Genomic DNA, 17,454 nt, shown 5'->3' with positions numbered 1-17,454 from the left:
ATGACCACAGTTGAGCGACGAGCAGACGCCGGTGCGCCGGCAGCCGTCAGCCGGCGACGGCGCCCGATCAGGTGGGGCAATCTGATCATTCTGGCGATTCTGGCGATGGGACTCGCGGCGACGATCCTGCCGTTCGTGTGGATGGTGCTCGGGTCCTTCAAGTCGAATGCCGAGCTGCTGGCCCGACCGATCACCTGGTGGCCGCAAGCGCCCACACTGGACAACTTCAAGGCGTGGCTCTTCGAGTTCGACATCCTGCGACCGTTCCTGAACTCCGTCATCGTCGCGCTCGTCACCGTCTTCGCGACGCTGCTGCTCTCGTCGATGGTCGGCTGGGCACTGGCGAAGATGAATTTCCCGGGCAAGAAGGCGATCACCGTCGTCGTGCTCGCAACCCTGTTCGTGCCGGGGATCGTGATGCTCATCCCGCAGTTCGTGCTGGTGGCGAACCTCGGCATGGTCAACACGTACTGGGGGCTCATCCTGCCTGGCATGGTCGGCGCGTTCGGCGTCTTCCTGATGCGGCAATTCATGCTCGAGATCCCGGACGCACTGCTCGATGCGGCACGCATCGACGGCGCGGGTGACTTCCGGATCTTCTTCCAGATCGTGCTGCCCCTGTGCAGGGCTCCGCTGGCGACGCTGGCGATCTTCACCTTCATGGGTTCGTGGAATGGCTTCGTCTGGCCGCTGATCATCGCCCAGGACGACTCGATGTACACGCTCCCGGTGTCGCTCGCGCTCTTCTCGGCGGAGTCGGGAGGTCATGGCACGGACTTCGGACTGCAGATGGCCGGGTCCTTCCTGATCGTGATCCCGGTACTCGTGCTGTTCGTCGCCATGCAACGGCATTTCATCCAAGGAATCACCATGACAGGCATCAAGTGACCATCGAGCCGGTGCCCGACCGGGTCCACTGAATCACCGCGGCCACGTCCGCACCGTGTGGGCAGCCGCATCCCATTCATCCGGAGCCGTAGTGGCTCCGCAGAACACAGAAACTGAGGAGACCGATGACCGGTACCACCAACTTCCCCGAAGGATTCCTGTGGGGAGCGGCCACCGCCGCCCACCAGATCGAGGGCGGCAACGTGAACTCGACGAACTGGGTGGATGAATACCACCCGCGGGCGACGGTCTCGGAGCCCTCGGGTGACGCCTGCGATTCGTACCACCGCTACCCGGAGGACATCGCCCTGCTCGCCGCGTCAGGTCTCCGCGCCTATCGGTTCTCGATCGAGTGGGCGCGCATCGAACCGGAGGAGGGTGTCGTCTCGCTGGCTCAGCTCGCGCATTACCGGCGCATGATCGACACGTGCCGCGAGCTCGGCGTGGAACCGATCGTCACGCTGCATCACTTCAGCTTCCCCCGCTGGTGGCGGGCTCGCGGCGGATGGGCTGCATCCGACAGTGCGACCGTGTTCGCGAACTTCGCGCGCATCGCCAGCAGCATCCTGACGGATGTCTCGTGGGTCATCACGATCAACGAACCGAACATGCTGGTCACCAACCTGGAGACCACCGTCGACACGGGTACCGGGGTCAACTATCCCGACGATCCGGATCCTGTGGTGGCCCGTGCGATCGCCGCTGCACATCGCGCGGCGGTCGATGTCCTCCACGAGGCGCTTCCCGACGCGAAGGTGGGATGGACCGTCGCCAACCAGGTGTACCAGGCGATGCCGGGCTGGGAGACTCAGCGCGATGCATGGCAGTACTGGCGAGAGGACTTCTTCCTCGAACAGGCGCGGGACGATGACTTCATCGGAGTGCAGTCGTACCTGCGCACGGTGATCGGACCGACGGACGATGACCGCGGCTACGGCCCGCAGGCGTGGCCGCAGGGCACGGACGTCACTCTGACCGGGTGGGAGTACTACCCGGAGGCGCTCGGGCATGCGCTGCGCCACACGTGGGAGGTCACCGGCGGCGTCCCGATGATGGTCACAGAGAACGGCATCGCCACGTCCGATGACGAACGCCGGGTCGCCTACACGAGCGGGGCGCTCGTCGCCATGAGCGATGCCATGGACGACGGGTGCGATGTGCGCGGTTACCTGCACTGGTCGCTGCTGGACAACTACGAGTGGGGATCGTTCACGCCCACGTTCGGCCTCATCGCGGTGGATCGCGCAACCTTCGAGCGCACGCCGAAGCCGAGCCTGGCATGGCTGGGTGCCATCGCACAGAGCAGTTCTCTCCCGATCGCAGCTCGTTGACGGGCTCGGGGGCGCGCACCGGGCAGACCGAGACACTCGACTATCGAGATCGACGACTGCCCGTCGCTGACCGCGTGGCCGATCTGATCGGCCGGATGACGCTCGACGAGAAGATCGGGCAGATGATGCAGTTGGACGCCCGGGACGATCTCGAGCGTTCGATCCTGGACATGCATGTCGGATCGCTGCTGCACGCGTCGTCGGACCGGCTGCGTCTGGCGCACGAGCTGGTCGCGAGCACTCGGCTCGGGATCCCCATCCTGGTGGCGGATGACTGCATCCATGGGCACTCGTTCTGGGAGGGGGCGACCATCTTCCCCACACAGCTGGCGATGGCCGCGTCGTGGAACCCGACCCTGCTGGAGGCGGTTGCGCGTTCGACGGCGGTCGAGGCAGCGGCGACGGGTATCCATTGGACGTTCTCGCCGGTTCTCTGCATCGCACGAGACCTGCGATGGGGGCGGATCGGGGAGACGTTCGGCGAGGATCCGTACCTTATCGGGGAACTCGCGTCGGCGATGGTGAAGGGATACCAAGGGCGTGGGCTGGCGGACACCTCCGCGATCCTCGCAACGGCGAAGCACTTCGCGGGCTACTCCGAGACCCAGGGCGGACGGGATGCGAGCGAAGGCGACCTGTCGCGCAGGAAGTTGCGAAGCTGGTTCCTTCCGCCGTTCGAGCGTGTGGCGCGCGAGGGCTGCGCGAGCTTCATGCTCGGCTATCAGTCCATCGACGGCGTGCCGATCACGATGGATGACTGGCTACTGGGCGACGTCCTGCGCGGCGAGTGGGGTTTCACCGGAACACTCGTGACCGACTGGGACAACGTCGGCCGGATGGTCTGGGAGCAGCGGGTCCACTCGAGTCATGTCGAAGCGTCAGCGGCCGCGGTCCGCGCAGGCAACGACGTCATCATGGCGACCCCGGGTTTCTTCGCGGGGGCACAGGAGGCGTTCCGACGCGGACTGATCGGGGAAGCCGATCTCGATCGTGCGGTCGCCCGCATACTCCGGCTGAAGTTCGAGCTCGGGCTGTTCGAGAACCCGCGTGTCCCAGACGAGGAGGCCATCGCGGTGACGATCGGATGCGATGCCCATCGTGAGGTGAACCTCGAGATCGCGCGTCGCTCCGTCACCCTGCTGCGCAATGACGGGACGCTGCCGTTGGCCGACGACGAGCGGCGCGGTCCCGCGCGAATCGCTGTCGTCGGATCGCTCGCGGACGATGCCCAGAACCAGCTTGGTGACTGGGCGGGCGGATCGGGCCAGGCCGGATGGCTCGAGGGACAGCCGCGGGATCTCATCTGCACGGTGCTCGACGGGCTGCGTGAACGCGCCCCCGCTGGATGCGTCGTCGAATACGCGCGGGGCGCGGAGATCGTCGCGCTCATGCCCGATCCCGCCGGCGAGCACTTCCCCGACGGTCAGCCGCGGCCTCGTGTGGCCACGTCGGTTCCCGTGGACGAACGTCAGCTCGCGGAGGCCGTCGCGTGCGCCCGTTCGGCGGATGTGATCGTCTGCGTTGTCGGCGACACGATCGATCTCGTCGGTGAAGGTCGTTCGACCGCGACGCTCGAGCTGCTGGGCGGTCAGATCGCGTTGCTGGACGCCCTCGCAGCGACGGGAGTTCCCTTGGTGGTCGTGCTGATGGCGTCGAAGCCGATGGTTCTGCCCGCGTCGGCGCTGAACGCGAATGCCCTGCTCTGGGTGGGCAGCCCCGGGATGGAAGGTGGCAGGGCCCTGGCGGAGGTTCTGCTCGGCGAATGCGAACCGAGCGGACGGCTTCCGATCTCGTTCGCCCGTCACGTCGGGCAGCAGCCCACCTACTACAACCAGGTGCGCGGACAGCACGGCGATCGGTACGCAGACCTCACCCAAGAGCCCGCCTTCGTGTTCGGTGAGGGGATGTCGTACTCCACGATCGAATACGGTCCTGTGCAGCTCGCGTCCGCAGACGTCGGGGTCGACGATTGCGTGAACGCGTCGATTGAAGTGGTGAACACCGGATCGCGACTGGTGCGGGAGACCGTTCAGCTGTATGTCAGCGATCTCGTCACCTCGGTCAGCTGGGCCGACCAGGAGCTGAAAGCGTTCCAACAGATCGACGTGGCTCCCGGTGAACGGACGACGGTCGACTTCGCTGTCCCTGTGGCGGACCTGACCATCGTGGACGCGAGCGGCCGGCGTGTTGTCGAGCCGGGCGAGTTCGAACTCCGGGTCGGGCCCTCGTCGCTGGCCGCGACCTGTCAGCGCGCGCGCTTCCGCGTGGTCGCCCTCGCCGGCCCGATGACATGTGGAGCGGATGACGGGAATCGAACCCGCGCTATCAGCTTGGGAAGCTGAAGTTCTACCATTGAACTACATCCGCATGCGGCATCCGAGGATGCGGCGGTCTCATCGTATCAACGGTCTCGATGCGCTTCGCTACCCGCCCGCACGATTCGGCGCGATAAGTGCCGTCAACGGCATCGCCGATGCGGCAGGCTCGACCCATGAGGGAGCATCGGAACCGTCTCATTCTCCTGGTCGGTGCGTGCGCCGTCGTCGTCTCGTTCGCGGCGTGCTCGTCGCTGCCTGCGGAGCGAGGCCGCCTCGAACGACAGCTCGACGAACAGGCGTTCGCGGCGGCGGGTGAGGCAGGGTTCATCTCGCAGTCCTCCGGCCTCGAGGCACCGGCCGACGGCATCGCCGAGTACGCCCGCCGCATCGGGTTCCAACTGCCGGGCACGGGCGTGGAACCGGAGCAGGGCTCCGGGTGGCAGTCGGGCTCGCGCGACCACGCCGATCCGTTCCTGCTCGTGGGCATCGAACCGTACGATGACGCATCGTGGCAGGAGCCCGTCGGCGCCCTCGTGCTGGGGAGCCGCCTCACCGAGGCATCCGTCGACGGTGCGCCCCAGCGCGACTACTGCGTCCGCCTCGAGTTCGATCGGTGGGGTCTCGTCGACGGCGGCGCGAGCCCCGTCGACTGCCCGAGCCCGCTCGCCGCGGTGGTACCTCCCGCCGATGCCCGCGCGGTGATCCCCGAGCAGGCCGAGTCGGTCGCGATCGCCGTGCTCGCGGCATCCGCCGACGCATCGGCCGAAGAGATCGCGGCGGCCATCGCGGCCCAGCTGCCGCAGGCGCCCGACGGGCCGCCGATCGCCGAGGTGCAGGTGGCGCGCGAGGGCGACCGGATCGGCCTCGCGATGCGGGACGCCCACGACTGCCTCCTGGTGCGAAGCGAGGACGGGGTCGTCGAGCGCCTGTACGTGCCCGACATCCTGCTGCAGCCGGGCGAGCTCGGATGCAGTGGCGAGACGGCGCTGCTGCCCGACGAGGCGTTCCGTTCGCCGCACTGAGCGGCTCGAGTCGCCCCGTACCTCGACCGTCGTGTGGGAGCTGCGTTGCTACGCTGGCAGCGTGCTGCTCTCAGATCGTGACATCCGGGCCGAACTCGACGCGAACCGCATCGGGCTCGATCCGTACGAACCGGGCATGATCCAGCCCTCGTCGATCGATGTGCGCCTCGACCGGTACTTCCGGCTCTTCGACAACCACAAGTACCCCTTCATCGACCCGGCCGAGGACCAGCCCGAGCTGACGCACCTCATCGAGGTGCGGCCCGACGAGGCGTTCATCCTGCACCCGGGCGAGTTCGTGCTCGCGTCGACGTACGAGGCCGTGACCCTGCCCGACGACGTCGCCGCCCGCCTCGAGGGCAAGAGCTCGCTCGGTCGCCTGGGCCTGCTCACGCACTCGACCGCCGGCTTCATCGACCCCGGCTTCACCGGGCACGTCACGCTCGAGCTGTCGAACGTCGCGACCCTGCCGATCAAGCTCTGGCCGGGCATGAAGATCGGCCAGATGTGCTTCTTCCGCCTGTCGTCGCCGAGCGAGCGGCCCTACGGCTCGGCCGAGTACACGAACCGCTACCAGGGCCAGCGCGGGCCGACGGCGTCGCGGTCGTTCCACCAGTTCCACCGCACGGATGTCGGTGTCACCGACGCCGGCTCGCGGGGCGACTGAGCCACTCCGGCGCTCAGAAGAACAGCAGCACGGCCGCGACGATCATCACCGTCGCCGTCGAGGCGTGGACGCCGAGCGCGACCGCCGGCCGGCCGTGGTTGCGCATGATCATGAGTGCGTCGCCGATCGGGATGAGCGCTTCGACGAGCAGGATGACGGCCGCCGCCGCCGGACCGAAGAACACGAGCATCGCCACGACGACGAGTCCCGAGACGATGTCGCGCGGGCCCTTGATGTGCTGCCACGGCGTCACCTCGGGCGTGATCGCGCTCGTGAATCCGAAGCCCTGCCCGGTGGCCGTCGGCGAGACGAGGTACGAGATGCCGACCCAGATGATGCCTGCCGCGACCACGAGCGCGAGGGAGGCGCCGATCCAGGTCGCCGGGGTGAACTGTGCGAGATCCATGGGATTCCTTTCGCTGAAAGATTTATAGTGACGCTAGCATCTCTTTCGATCTCGCGATAGTCTCGGTTCGTGGCGACGAGTGAACGCATGGAACGGCGGCGCGAGCAGCGACGCCTGGCGATCCTCGCTGCTGCGCGCGAGTTCGCCGAGGCCGAGGGATGGTCGGCGGTCACGTCACGGCGTCTCGCCGACGCGATCGACTACACGCAGCCGGTGATCTATTCGCACTTCGAGTCGATGGACGCCGTGATCGATGCGGTCGCCGTCGACGGCTTCGTCGAGATCGCCGATGCTCTCGCGCAGGCTCGTGCGAGCGCGTCGGACCCGGAGCAGGCGCTCGAGGCGCTCAGTCGCGCCTACCTGGGCTATGCGGCGGCGCATCCGGCGATGTACGACGCGATGTTCGTGCGCGGCACCGGCCTCGCATTCGCCGACGCGAGCACCCTGCCGCAACTGGTCGCGGGCTTCTCCGAGATCCGCGCCGCGGTGGCGCCCTTCACCGAGCAGCCCGACACGCTCGCCGAGGTGCTGTGGGCGAGCCTGCACGGCCTGACGATGCTGCAGCGCTCTGGGCGGGTTCCGGGTGACGGCGAGGATCGCCTGGCCGTACTGCTCGCCCTCATCACGAGCTGACCGCGTCAGCCCTCGGCTCTCATCGAGCCGTGCCGACCGTCACGCGGTCACACGTCGCACGGTCACGCGGTCGCGCGCGTCGCCTCGGGCTCGACGCTCGACAGGTCGCTCGAGGTCAGGAACTCCATCACGGCGTCGAGCGTGGCATCGGCCCGGAGCACCCGGTTGTGACCGAGCCCCTCGGTCGCGAGCAGTCGGGCATGACCGCGGTTCGCCTCGAGCAGTCGCTCGGACTCGGTGAACGGCACGCGCCGGTCGCCGCGGTCGTGCACGAGCAGCAGCGGCGTGGCGCCGGGCAGCGGATGCCGCACCGCCGAGTAGCGCTCGAACGGGTCGGGCTCTTCTGTGAGGACGCGGTCGGCGAACCGTGCCGCGAGCGCGTCGCGGGTGCGCCGGTCGAGGCCGAGCATCTCGCCGAACCCGTCGATGAAGATGCGGGGGTCGGCGGCGCCGGCGATGCCGACGACCCGGGTCGTCGGGGTGCCGTCGTGCGTCGCCACGAGCGCGGCGAGCGAGCCGAACGAGTGGCCGACGAGCGCATGCCACGGGCCCTCGAGGCGCGTGAGCTCGGCGATGACGTCGAGGTGGTCGACGAGGTAGGTGCCGCGGCCCGGGGAGTCGCCGTTGGCCGGCGCGTCGAAGGCGAGCACGCGGAAGCCCTCGCTCCTGAGCTCGCGGATGAGCGGGCCGAACACGCTCGCGCGCGACTGCCACCCGTGCGCGAGCAGCACCGTGCGCTCGCCGGCGCCCCACTCGTAGGTGACGACGTCGACACCCGTGCCGCGGATGCCGGGGATGCGCACGGTGCCGCGTCGCGCGGCCTGATGCGTCGCGAGGTCGGTGGCGGCGACCGGGGTGCGGCGGCCGACGCGCATGAAGAGCGGTAGCGCCAGCGCCGCGCCGGCTTCGGGGGAGACGCGCGATGCTGCGCGGACTCCGGTGGCGATGGCGGATGCTGCTGACATCGGGTCTCCTGACGATTCCTGACAATACGAACGGTCGTACGCATACTATACGAACGATCGTGCGTACAATCAAGACATGATCGAGACCGACGGGCGACGGCTGAAGGGCGACGCGTCGCGGCGCCTCGTGCTCGAGCACGCCGTCGACCTCGCGTCGGTCGACGGCCTCGACGGCCTGTCGATCGGCCGTCTCGCCGACGCCGCGCACGTCAGCAAGAGCGGCGTCGCGACCCTGTTCGGCACGAAGGAACGCCTGCAGCTCGCCGCCGTCGAAGCGGCCCGGCTGCGCTTCGTCGCGACCGTCATCGAGCCGGCGAGGGTCGAGCCCCGGGGCATCCGTCGCATCGTCGCACTGCTCGACGGCTGGATCGCGTACTCCCGAAGCCGCGTCTTCGCGGGCGGATGCTTCTTCGCCGCGACCACCACTGAGTTCGACGCCAAGCCGGGTGCAGTGCGCGACGCGCTCGCCGCGGCGCTCGCCGAATGGAACGGCTACATCGCCGCCTCGTTCGGCTACGCCGTCGCGCAGGGCGAGGTCGGCGCGGACGAGGACCCCGAGCAGTTCGCCTTCGAGGCGACCGCGCTGCTCGACGCCGCCAACACCCGCTCGCTCCTCGGCGGATCGAACCAGCCCTACGTCTTCGCGCGTCGCGCGCTCGTCACGCGATTGCGCAGTGCCGGGGCGGATGACGCGCAGCTCGCTCGCCTGACCGACGTGGACGACCTCGCCGCCTGAGCCGGAGCCCGCGGCTCGAGCCCGTCAGGCCGTCTCGAACACGAGCGCGAGCGTCGTGTCGCCGCACGGCACGACGAACTGTCCGCCCGGCAGTACCGCGGCGGCAGCCTGCCCCTCATGCTCGTGCAGGGGTGCGAGCACCGAAGCGAGCCCATCGAGCCTGAGCAGCGCGCCGGTCGCGTGACGTGAGTCGGTCGACGCGACGATGCGCCCCGAGGCGTTCACGAGCGTGCACGGATGCCCCGACTCGCGCAGCACCGGCAGCAGCTCCTGCTCGATGCGGGCGACGTACGCGTCGGTGCCGACCACGCCGGCCATCTCGCCGTCGACCATCACGCCCGTGGTGATCGTGACGGTGTAGTCGTCGGTGCAGAGGTAGTCGACGTACGGGCCCGTCAGATGCCGGGTGCCGGTGCGCGCCGGGGTGCGCCACCACTCGAGCGTCGTGTAGTCGCGGAACTGCTCGGCGTCGGGGTCGCTCTCGGCGTCGAGTCGGCGCACGCCGCCGTCGGCATTGGCGCGGAAGGTGTTCGTGCCGCTCAGCCACCAGGCGAGGTGCCAGGGCGCGTCGGGCAGGAAGCCCGGCGCGGCCACGAAGCCCGCGCCGGTGATGAGGCCGCTCGAGTCGTCGAGTGCGGGGCGGACCAGAGCGGCGATCACCGGGTCGAGGTCTGCGGCGTTCGGCTCGGCGACCTCGGCGAGGCGCGCCTCGAGCTCGTCGCGCCACGTGTCGATCAGCGCGAACAACGGGTCGATCGTCGCGGCGATGCGGTGGGCGATCGTGTCGGCAGCGTTGGCGACAGTGGTGGTCATGGCCTCAGCCTTTCCGGTCTTCGGCACCCGGTGCCGGTTGCCGACCCTGCTCGGGGGACTCGAGCCGGGCCTTCTCGTCGATGAGCCACTCGGTGGCGGATGCGATGTGTTCGGTGGTCGCACGTCGTGCGCGTGCCGGGTCGACACCGCGGATCGACTCGATCACCTCGACCCGTGCCTGCCTACTGCGGTCACGATACGCCTGTTCGCGCAGGCACAGCCAGAGCAGCGGGCCGGATTCCGCCTGCAGGCGGAGCTCCTCGTGCACGAGTCGGGGCGACTGGCTCACCGCGGCGATCTCGAGCTGGAACCGTCCGACGGCGCGCCGGGCGCCGCCCGGGGTTGCGAGGTCGGCGCGCGCATCGACCTCGACGAGGCTCGCGAGGTCGTCGTCGCTCGCCCGATCGGCCGCGACCTCGGCCGCCATGCCGGCGATCGCGGCGTAGTGCAGCGAGAGGTCGCGCAGCTCGATGCGGCTGAGGGCGCGCACGCGGGCGTCGATCATCCGCATCGAGGCGTCGCGGTCGTGGGTCACGAAGCTGCCGCCGTCGCGCCCGCGCCGGGTGAGCACGAGCCCCTTGTCGCGCAGGGCGACGAGGGCCTCCCGGGCGGTGACGACGGCGACGCCGAGGCTCTTGGCGAGGTCGGACTCGCTGGGGAGCCGTTCACCGTCGCGCAGCACGCCGGCGACGATCGCATCCGTCAGGCGCTGCTCGACGAGCTCTGCGCGACCGGCGCCCTCCAGGGGTGAGAACACGACGGCGCGCGTCGCATCGGAGCGGCTGGTGGCCTGCGGCATCCGACCTCCCGCGTCTGTGCTGGCGAATCCGTGACACGACCGTAACACGGGGGTCTGGACATTTACATCTGGAGTCATATGATTCTGGACAGACGAACATCTGGTTTCAGATGTTTATGGTCCGCATCGAAGGAGATGTCAATGACCGAGACGCAGCCGGCCATCCGCCTCACCGCACTCACCAAGGAGTTCGGGGCGGTCACCGCGGTCGATCACGTCGACCTCGAGATCGCGGCCGGCGAGTTCTTCTCGATGCTCGGCCCGTCGGGGTCGGGCAAGACCACGGTGCTGCGGCTCATCGCCGGCTTCGAGCAGCCGACCGGGGGCACGGTCGAACTCTTCGGGCAGGATGTCACCAAGCGCGCGCCGTTCGACCGCGACGTGAACACCGTGTTCCAGGACTACGCGCTGTTCCCCCACATGAGCGTGCTCGACAACGTCGCCTACGGGCTTCGGGTGCGCGGACTCGGGCGGAAGGAACGCAACGAGCGGGCCCTCCGCGCCCTGGCCTCCGTGCGGCTCGAGCAGATGGCCGGGCGCAAGCCGTCGCAGCTCTCGGGTGGCCAGCGCCAGCGCGTCGCCCTCGCGCGTGCGACCGTCGTGCAGCCGAAGGTGCTGCTGCTCGACGAGCCGCTCGGCGCCCTCGACCTCAAGCTGCGCGAGCAGATGCAGGTCGAACTGAAGGAGATCCAGCGCGAGCTCGGCATCACGTTCATCTTCGTCACGCACGATCAGGAGGAGGCCCTGACCCTCTCCGACCGCATCGCGGTCTTCAACGACGGTCGCATCGAGCAGCTCGGCACCCCGGCCGAGCTCTACGAGCGCCCCCGCTCGCGCTTCGTCGCCGACTTCGTCGGCACCTCGAACCTGTTCGACGTCGAGCGCTCGCGCACGATCCTCGGGCGGGACGGGCACCACTCCGTGCGTCCCGAGAAGATGACGGTCTCCCGCGGCGGACTCGACCAGCCCGGGGTCGTCGACGTGCCGGGCACGGTCGTCGAGGCCATCTACCTCGGCAGCGGCGTGCGACTCGTCGTCGACCTCGATGACGGCACGCGGGTGAGCGTGCTCGAGCAGAACGATCGCGACCGCATGCACGACGACGAGCGCGGCGACCGGGTCGTCGTCTCGTGGCATGAGGACGACGTCGTGCCCCTCGGCATCGAGGCGCTGCCGGGGATCTCCGGCTGAGGCCTCGCCATCGACCAGCACCACACGGCATCACCAGGAAACGCACTGCATCACCAGGAAGAGGAGAGAACCATGAAGCGCACCACGCACACGGCGCGCCGCGGCGTCACCGTGGGCCTCGCGATCGCCTCGATCGCGATGCTCACCGCCTGCGGCACGAGCTCCGGCGGCGGGTCCGACGGCGGCGAGGCCGCCACCGAACTCGGCGAGATGGAAGGCCAGGTCGCGCTGCTCGCGTGGCCCGGCTACGTCGAGGACGGCTCGAACGATCCCGCCGTCGACTGGGTCACGCCCTTCGAGGAGGACACCGGCTGCGAGGTCACCACGAAGACCTTCGGCACTTCCGACGAGGCGCTGAACCTCATGAAGACCGGCGACTACGACGTGGTGTCGGCCTCGGGTGACGCCTCGCTGCGGCTCGTCGCCGCCGGCGACGTCGCGCCCGTCAACACCGACCTCATCCCGAACTACGAGAACATCTATCCGTTCCTCAAGGACCAGTCGTGGAACTCGGTCGACGGGGTGCCCTACGGCGTGCCGCACGGTTACGGCGCGAACCTGCTCATGTACAACACCGAGGTCTTCCCGACCGCGCCGACCTCGTGGGACGTCGTGTTCGACAAGTCGGGCGAGTACGCCGGCAAGGTGACCGCCTACGACTCGCCGATCTACATCGCCGACGCGGCCGTCTACCTGATGGCGCACAACCCCGAGCTCGGCATCGAGAACCCCTACGCCCTCGACGAGGAGCAGCTCGCCGCGGCGGTCGACCTGCTGAAGCAGCAGCGACCGAACATCGGCGAGTACTGGTCGGACTACCTCAAGGAGATCCAGGCCTTCACGACCGGCGACACGGTCGTCGGCACGAGCTGGCAGGTCATCGAGAACGTGCTCGAGGGCGAGGGTGTCACGACCGATGTGGTGCTGCCCGAAGAGGGCACGACCGGATGGTCCGACACCTGGATGATCGCGTCAGAGTCGAAGAACCCGAACTGCGCGTACGCGTGGCTCGACTACATCGCGAGCCCCGAGGCGAACGCGGCGGCGACGTCGTACTTCGGCGAGGCGCCTTCGAGTGACGAGGCCTGCGAGTACCGCGAGGACTGCGAGGCCTACCACGCCGGCGACGCCGACTACGCGTCGCAGATCTGGTACTGGTCGACGCCGATCGAGGAGTGCCTCGACGGACGCACCGACGTGAAGTGCACCGACTACGCCGCGTGGACGCAGGCGTGGCAGGAGATCAAGGGCTGATCCGCCCCACCGCGGGCCGAGGTCACCCCTCGGGAACGCCTCGGCCCGCGGCATCCGTCTCTTCCGACCTGACAGGACACGCATTTGACGCACGCGACCGTGCCCCGACCGCGGGAGACCCCGGCTCGTCGGGTCTCCGTCTTCCTCAGCACGCACCCGCGCGCCCGGCTCGGGCTGCTGCTCAGCGCGCCGCTGTTCTGGCTGGGCATCGTCTACATCGTCGCCCTCGTGCTGCTGCTCGTCACCGCCTTCTGGTCGGTCGACAGCTTCACCGGTGAGATCACGACCGAGTTCACGCTCGACAACATCATCGAGGTCGTCACCGGCTCGCTGTACCAGACCGTGACGCTGCGCACCCTGGGCGTCGCGCTCGCCGTGACCCTCATCGACGTGGCGCTCGCCCTGCCGATCGCGTTCTTCATGGCGAAGGTGGCCACGCCGCGGATGCAGCGGATCCTGCTCATCGCAGTGCTCACGCCGCTGTGGGCGAGCTACCTGGTGAAGGCCTACGCATGGCGCTCGGTGCTCTCGCAGGACGGCATCCTCGAGTGGCTGCTGGCGCCGTTCGGCGGCAGTACGCCCGGCTACGGACTGCCCGCGACGATCATCACGCTGTCGTACCTGTGGTTGCCCTACGTGATCCTGCCGATCTACGCGGGCCTCGAGCGCGTGCCCGACTCGCTGCTGGAGGCCTCCTCCGACCTCGGCGGGCGCACCTGGCCGACGCTTCGCCTCGTGGTGTTCCCACTCGTGCTGCCGGCGATCATCGCCGGCACGATCTTCAGCTTCGCGCTCTCGCTCGGCGACTACATCACGGTGAACATCGTCGGCGGCGCGAACCAGATGCTCGGAAACCTCGTCTACACGAACGTCGGCGCGGCGAACAACCTGCCCCTCGCCTCGGCGATCGCGCTCATCCCGATCGTGATCATCTTCGGCTACCTCTTCCTCGTGCGTCGCACCGGCGCGCTCGACAACCTCTAGGGGCGACGGATGCGACTCTCCCGACTCTCACGCACGACGCTCGGCATCGTGACCGGCGTGATCCTGCTGGTCGTCTACGTGCCGCTCTTCGTCGTGCTGGTGAACTCGTTCTCGACGTCGACGTCGCTGACCTGGCCGCCGCCCGGCTTCACGCTCGAGTGGTGGGGCCGCGCGTTCCAGAGTGCCGGCGCCATGGAGGCGGTGGCGACGAGCGTGCAGATCGCGATCATCGCCACGATCATCTCGCTCGCGCTCGGCACGCTCATCTCGCTCGCCCTGCAGCGCTTCGAGTTCTTCGGGCGCGAGGCGATCAGCCTGCTCGTCATCCTGCCGATCGCGCTGCCCGGCATCATCACCGGCATCGCGCTCAACAACTTCTTCCGCACCATCATGGGGGTGCCGCTCTCGATCTGGACGGTCGTGATCGCGCACGCGACCTTCTGCATCGTCACGGTGTTCAACAACGTGATCGCGCGGCTCCGCCGGCAGGGCACGAACCTCGAGGAGGCCTCCGCCGACCTCGGCGCCGGGGTGTGGACGACGTTCCGGCTCGTGACCTTCCCGCAGCTGCGCTCGGCGCTCCTCGCCGGTGGCCTCCTCGCCTTCGCCCTCTCGTTCGACGAGATCATCGTGACGACGTTCACGGCGGGGTCGGGGGTGACGACGCTGCCCATCTTCATCCTGAACAACATGTTCCGGCCGAACCAGGCGCCGATCGTGTCGGTGATCGCGGTGGTGCTCGTGCTCGTGTCGATCATCCCGATCTACATCGCGCAGCGGCTCTCGGGCTCGGAGGCAGAGCGGCGCTGAGGGCGACCGAGCGGATGCCGCGACAGACGAGGGACCCGCCGGTGGCGGGTCCCTCGTGGTGTGGATGGGGCGATGATCAGGCGCGGTTACGGCCGCGGCCGTCGTGCCTGCGTGCGTGACCGTCGTGCCCGTGGTCGCCGCGCTCGTGCGGGTGGCCGTGCTGACCGGCGTCGCCGTGCACGTGCACGTGGACGTGCACGTCATTGCGGGCGGCGCCGTGGCCGCGGCCGTGGTCGCATCGGCCGTGGCTCTCGCCGTGGCCGTGGCCGTGGCGGTGCGAGTCGCCGTGTCGCCGACCGCAGCCCTCGCCGTCGCGGGGGCCGAGGCCCTCACGCCCGTCGAAGCCCTCACCGTGCTGACGGCGGCCGAAGCCGCGGTGGTGTCGACGCGGCATCCGCTCGCCCTCGACCCAGCCGAGCTCGCCGGCGATCGCCTCGAGCGAGGCCATGGTCGTGGCGAAGTCCTCGGGGCTGACGGCCCCGGCGACCTTCGCGCGGAGGGTTGCGACGCGCTCGTGCAATGAGGCGCGGGCGGCCTCGCCGGCCTCGGTCAGGCGCCAGGCGCCGGGCTCGCCCTCGACCCAGCCGCGCTCGACGAGGGGCTCGATGCGCTCGGGGCGCGCTGCGAGCTTTTCGCTCATGCGGGGGTCGGCGACGGTGCCGGCGATGAGGTTGAGTCGGCGCCAGTCGCGCCGGGTGATGCCCTCTTCGGCGAAGAGGTCGCGCATCGCCTCGTCGAGGCGGCGGTCGATGACCCGGAGCCAGAAGCCGAAGGGGCGGGGGCTCGCGGAGTCGTGGTCGGTGTACTGAGTGTTGTCAGGGGTGGTCATGGGTGTTCCTTTCGTGACGCGGTGCGCGTCGGTGTCGCAGGCGGCGCTGGAGGCTCGCCCGCAGAGGGCGGGTGCGCTCGGGCGGCGGCGCCTCAGTCGGCGTTCGCTTCGACCCGGGTGGAGCACCCGATCAATTGCATGCACTGTAGCATGTATATGTACAATGACATACATGAACGCATCGAGTCAAGTCCCTCCCGGAGAACGCTCAGGGTCGGAAGCCGAGGGGCCGGCCTCGAACGACCCGATCACGCTGATCGAGCAGGCCCTGGTGACGATGCGCCGAGACCAGGAGCGCCGGCGGCTGCAACGACGTGCCGAGCACTTCGGTCAGGAGGGCCACGAGGGGCACGGCGGCGATCACGGGCACGGGCACGGGCGTGACGGGCACTGGCCGGGGGAGCATCCCGGGCGCCCCGACCACGACCCCCACGAGCACGGCGACGCTCTGGGGCACGACGACCATCGGGGCCGGCGCGAAGGCGGGCGCGGCGGTCCTGACGGCTGGAGCGGCCGAGGTCGCGGCCGAGGCCCCGGTGGCGGGCCCGGCCGGCACGCACTCGCGCACGCGGCGCGCTTCCGCCTGCTCGATGCCCTCGAGGGTGCGGAGCACCCGCCGTCGGTGAGCGAGCTCGCCGAGGCGATCGGCGTCGATCAGCCGCGGGCGAGCCGGCTCGTGCAGGCCGCCGTCGAGGCGGGGCATGTGCGCCGCGAGGCGGACCCATCCGATGCCCGGCGCAGCGCACTCGTGCTCACGGCGTCCGGCCGCAAGCTGCTCGAGAGTGCTCGCGACACGCGCCGCGGCGCCGTCGAGACCGCGCTCGCCGCATTCACCCCCGAGGAGACCGCCGAGTTCGCGCGTCTGCTCTCGCGGTTCATCGCCGACTGGCCGCGCGACTAGTCGGCGCCGGCCTCAACCGACCGAGAGCTCCGCGGGCACGTCGACGGCTCACGCCTGCACTCCGTTCGTGTCTCATCGTCGAGGGACTGCGGCCATGCTGGCTTACTTACTGACCTGTCAGTAAGTTGGGGTGGTAACGTTTCGAGAACGCCAGATGGTGGGCAATGCCTGCGTCGCCGTGGAATGCTGCAATCGAGCGAGACGCGGGGCTGCGAGGCATCCGCACAGGAGGGAACCCCGTGGCCACAGACCATGACGACGCGCGCGGCAAGCCGGCCGCCGAGCGCGCCCTGCGCCCGCAGGCCCGCACGACCGAGCGCCGCGAGGCCGTGCTGAAGGCCGCGATGAACGTCTTCGGCGCCCGCGGGTACAACAAGGGCGCACTCGTCGAGGTGGCCGAGCAGGCCGGCATGACCCATGCCGGCGTGCTGCACCACTTCGGCAGCAAGGAGGGGCTGCTCGTCGCGATGCTGAAGTACCGCGACGGCGAGGAGGTCGCCGGCGTGCCCGCACGTGCGCAGACCGAGGGCCCGGCGTTCCTGCAGCACCTCATCGACACCGTCGAGGAGAACACGCATCGCCGCGGCGTCGTGCAGGCCTACTCCGTGCTCTCGGGGGAGTCGGTCACCGACGGGCACCCGGCGCACGAGTACTTCCAGATGCGCCTCGACGTGCTGCGCGAGAAGATCGCCGGCGTGCTCGGTGAGGTCACCGGCAACACCGACCCCGAGGAGCTCTCCGACTCGGCCTCGGCGCTCATCGCCGTCATGGACGGCCTCCAGGTGCAGTGGCTCCTGAACCCCGACGCGGTCGACATGACCCGCATCGTGAGCCGAACACTCGACGAGATCGTCGCCCGCCTGCGTGCGCGGGCGGGCGACTGATCGCTACCTCGTCGGCGCGCTCG

19 protein-coding genes and 1 tRNA gene are annotated in these 17,454 nt (G+C 69.3%); 13 read left to right on the top strand and 7 right to left on the bottom strand.

Annotation, left to right across the window (positions count from 1 at the left end; translation table 11 throughout):
- From BUR99_RS10670 to BUR99_RS10660, 3 genes are all read left to right on the top strand, one after another.
- Positions 1-888: a carbohydrate ABC transporter permease gene (locus BUR99_RS10670; protein WP_074260389.1), complete on the top strand. Its 888-nt coding sequence runs from the start codon at positions 1-3 to the stop codon at positions 886-888.
- A gap of 125 nt (positions 889-1,013) precedes the next feature.
- Entirely contained in the window at positions 1,014-2,219 is a 1,206-nt protein-coding gene (locus BUR99_RS10665; protein ID WP_074260388.1) for a glycoside hydrolase family 1 protein, read from the top strand.
- On the top strand, positions 2,216-4,561 hold the full coding sequence (locus BUR99_RS10660) for a glycoside hydrolase family 3 N-terminal domain-containing protein (RefSeq protein ID WP_394327840.1): 2,346 nt from the start codon (positions 2,216-2,218) through the stop codon (positions 4,559-4,561). Before BUR99_RS10665 ends, BUR99_RS10660 begins: the two co-directional genes overlap by 4 nt.
- On the opposite strand, the gene BUR99_RS10655 is transcribed toward BUR99_RS10660, so the two are convergent.
- Positions 4,513-4,586 (bottom strand) — tRNA-Gly (locus tag BUR99_RS10655). The genes BUR99_RS10660 and BUR99_RS10655 overlap by 49 nt on opposite strands.
- Before the next feature lie 124 nt (positions 4,587-4,710).
- On the opposite strand from BUR99_RS10655, the gene BUR99_RS10650 reads away from it, so the two are divergent.
- On the top strand, positions 4,711-5,559 hold the full coding sequence (locus BUR99_RS10650; protein ID WP_074260387.1) for a hypothetical protein: 849 nt from the start codon (positions 4,711-4,713) through the stop codon (positions 5,557-5,559).
- Between the two features lie 61 nt (positions 5,560-5,620).
- Complete coding sequence (gene dcd / locus BUR99_RS10645; RefSeq protein WP_074260386.1) at positions 5,621-6,226, top strand: dCTP deaminase; 606 nt, start codon at positions 5,621-5,623, stop codon at positions 6,224-6,226.
- Positions 6,227-6,239: 13 nt separating this feature from the next.
- Here the strand turns inward: dcd and BUR99_RS10640 are convergent, their stop codons facing one another.
- Positions 6,240-6,632, bottom strand: a complete 393-nt coding sequence (locus BUR99_RS10640; protein WP_074260385.1) for a DUF4267 domain-containing protein — start codon at positions 6,630-6,632, stop codon at positions 6,240-6,242.
- A 69-nt stretch (positions 6,633-6,701) separates the two neighbouring features.
- On the opposite strand from BUR99_RS10640, the gene BUR99_RS10635 reads away from it, so the two are divergent.
- A complete protein-coding gene (locus BUR99_RS10635; RefSeq protein WP_074260384.1) occupies positions 6,702-7,265 on the top strand; it encodes a TetR/AcrR family transcriptional regulator in 564 nt (187 codons plus the stop codon).
- A gap of 62 nt (positions 7,266-7,327) precedes the next feature.
- On the opposite strand, the gene BUR99_RS10630 is transcribed toward BUR99_RS10635, so the two are convergent.
- The gene (locus BUR99_RS10630; protein ID WP_074260383.1) at positions 7,328-8,230 is read right to left on the bottom strand and encodes an alpha/beta hydrolase family protein; all 903 of its coding nucleotides are present in this window, start codon (positions 8,228-8,230) and stop codon (positions 7,328-7,330) included.
- A 76-nt stretch (positions 8,231-8,306) separates the two neighbouring features.
- Between BUR99_RS10630 and BUR99_RS10625 the strand changes: the two genes are divergently transcribed.
- Positions 8,307-8,966 carry a TetR/AcrR family transcriptional regulator gene (locus BUR99_RS10625; RefSeq protein WP_074260382.1) on the top strand — a complete coding sequence of 220 codons (660 nt, stop codon included), beginning with the start codon at positions 8,307-8,309 and terminating at the stop codon, positions 8,964-8,966.
- A 24-nt stretch (positions 8,967-8,990) separates the two neighbouring features.
- On the opposite strand, the gene BUR99_RS10620 is transcribed toward BUR99_RS10625, so the two are convergent.
- Both BUR99_RS10620 and BUR99_RS10615 read right to left on the bottom strand, forming a co-directional pair.
- Positions 8,991-9,779, bottom strand: a complete 789-nt coding sequence (locus tag BUR99_RS10620; RefSeq protein ID WP_074260381.1) for a cache domain-containing protein — start codon at positions 9,777-9,779, stop codon at positions 8,991-8,993.
- A gap of 4 nt (positions 9,780-9,783) precedes the next feature.
- The gene (locus BUR99_RS10615; protein WP_074260380.1) at positions 9,784-10,578 is read right to left on the bottom strand and encodes a FadR/GntR family transcriptional regulator; all 795 of its coding nucleotides are present in this window, start codon (positions 10,576-10,578) and stop codon (positions 9,784-9,786) included.
- 141 nt (positions 10,579-10,719) lie between these two features.
- On the opposite strand from BUR99_RS10615, the gene BUR99_RS10610 reads away from it, so the two are divergent.
- The 4 genes from BUR99_RS10610 (at position 10,720) to BUR99_RS10595 (ending at position 14,817) form a co-directional block, all read left to right on the top strand.
- Positions 10,720-11,769, top strand: coding sequence for an ABC transporter ATP-binding protein (locus tag BUR99_RS10610; RefSeq protein WP_074260379.1), 1,050 nt, complete (start codon positions 10,720-10,722; stop codon positions 11,767-11,769).
- 72 nt (positions 11,770-11,841) lie between these two features.
- Positions 11,842-13,023 (top strand): ABC transporter substrate-binding protein, encoded by a 1,182-nt coding sequence (locus BUR99_RS10605; RefSeq protein WP_074260378.1) that lies wholly within the window; start codon positions 11,842-11,844, stop codon positions 13,021-13,023.
- Positions 13,024-13,107: 84 nt separating this feature from the next.
- The gene (locus BUR99_RS10600; protein WP_234980826.1) at positions 13,108-14,007 is read left to right on the top strand and encodes an ABC transporter permease; all 900 of its coding nucleotides are present in this window, start codon (positions 13,108-13,110) and stop codon (positions 14,005-14,007) included.
- Between the two features lie 9 nt (positions 14,008-14,016).
- The gene (locus tag BUR99_RS10595) at positions 14,017-14,817 is read left to right on the top strand and encodes an ABC transporter permease (protein ID WP_074260377.1); all 801 of its coding nucleotides are present in this window, start codon (positions 14,017-14,019) and stop codon (positions 14,815-14,817) included.
- A 76-nt stretch (positions 14,818-14,893) separates the two neighbouring features.
- Here the strand turns inward: BUR99_RS10595 and BUR99_RS20435 are convergent, their stop codons facing one another.
- Both BUR99_RS20435 and BUR99_RS20555 read right to left on the bottom strand, forming a co-directional pair.
- Complete coding sequence (locus tag BUR99_RS20435) at positions 14,894-15,646, bottom strand: MarR family winged helix-turn-helix transcriptional regulator (RefSeq protein WP_074260376.1); 753 nt, start codon at positions 15,644-15,646, stop codon at positions 14,894-14,896.
- Positions 15,647-15,854: 208 nt separating this feature from the next.
- Positions 15,855-16,259 (bottom strand): hypothetical protein, encoded by a 405-nt coding sequence (locus BUR99_RS20555; protein WP_234980825.1) that lies wholly within the window; start codon positions 16,257-16,259, stop codon positions 15,855-15,857.
- Between the two features lie 9 nt (positions 16,260-16,268).
- Here BUR99_RS20555 and BUR99_RS20550 point away from each other — a divergent pair, with 9 nt between their 5' ends.
- Together BUR99_RS20550 and BUR99_RS10580 are read left to right on the top strand one after the other, a co-directional pair.
- On the top strand, positions 16,269-16,547 hold the full coding sequence (locus BUR99_RS20550; protein ID WP_234980824.1) for a MarR family winged helix-turn-helix transcriptional regulator: 279 nt from the start codon (positions 16,269-16,271) through the stop codon (positions 16,545-16,547).
- Between the two features lie 239 nt (positions 16,548-16,786).
- Positions 16,787-17,431, top strand: coding sequence for a TetR/AcrR family transcriptional regulator (locus BUR99_RS10580; RefSeq protein ID WP_084183921.1), 645 nt, complete (start codon positions 16,787-16,789; stop codon positions 17,429-17,431).
- Positions 17,432-17,454 lie beyond the last annotated feature (23 nt).

Source organism: Agromyces cerinus subsp. cerinus (genome assembly GCF_900142065.1).
GTDB lineage: Bacteria > Actinomycetota > Actinomycetes > Actinomycetales > Microbacteriaceae > Agromyces > Agromyces cerinus.
The sequence above is the reverse complement of the archived record's forward strand: the minus strand, read 5'-3'. Positions and strand labels throughout refer to the sequence as shown.

Coding starts and splice junctions, on each gene's coding strand:
- BUR99_RS10640 (WP_074260385.1), bottom strand. CDS start 6,632: ATGGATCTCGCACAGTTCACCCCGGCGACCTGGATCGGCGCCTCCCTC.
- BUR99_RS10665 (WP_074260388.1), top strand. CDS start 1,014: ATGACCGGTACCACCAACTTCCCCGAAGGATTCCTGTGGGGAGCGGCC.
- BUR99_RS10620 (WP_074260381.1), bottom strand. CDS start 9,779: ATGACCACCACTGTCGCCAACGCTGCCGACACGATCGCCCACCGCATC.
- BUR99_RS10605 (WP_074260378.1), top strand. CDS start 11,842: ATGAAGCGCACCACGCACACGGCGCGCCGCGGCGTCACCGTGGGCCTC.
- BUR99_RS10610 (WP_074260379.1), top strand. CDS start 10,720: ATGACCGAGACGCAGCCGGCCATCCGCCTCACCGCACTCACCAAGGAG.
- BUR99_RS10615 (WP_074260380.1), bottom strand. CDS start 10,578: ATGCCGCAGGCCACCAGCCGCTCCGATGCGACGCGCGCCGTCGTGTTC.
- BUR99_RS10595 (WP_074260377.1), top strand. CDS start 14,017: ATGCGACTCTCCCGACTCTCACGCACGACGCTCGGCATCGTGACCGGC.
- BUR99_RS10670 (WP_074260389.1), top strand. CDS start 1: ATGACCACAGTTGAGCGACGAGCAGACGCCGGTGCGCCGGCAGCCGTC.
- BUR99_RS20435 (WP_074260376.1), bottom strand. CDS start 15,646: ATGACCACCCCTGACAACACTCAGTACACCGACCACGACTCCGCGAGC.
- BUR99_RS10630 (WP_074260383.1), bottom strand. CDS start 8,230: ATGTCAGCAGCATCCGCCATCGCCACCGGAGTCCGCGCAGCATCGCGC.
- BUR99_RS10625 (WP_074260382.1), top strand. CDS start 8,307: ATGATCGAGACCGACGGGCGACGGCTGAAGGGCGACGCGTCGCGGCGC.
- BUR99_RS10650 (WP_074260387.1), top strand. CDS start 4,711: ATGAGGGAGCATCGGAACCGTCTCATTCTCCTGGTCGGTGCGTGCGCC.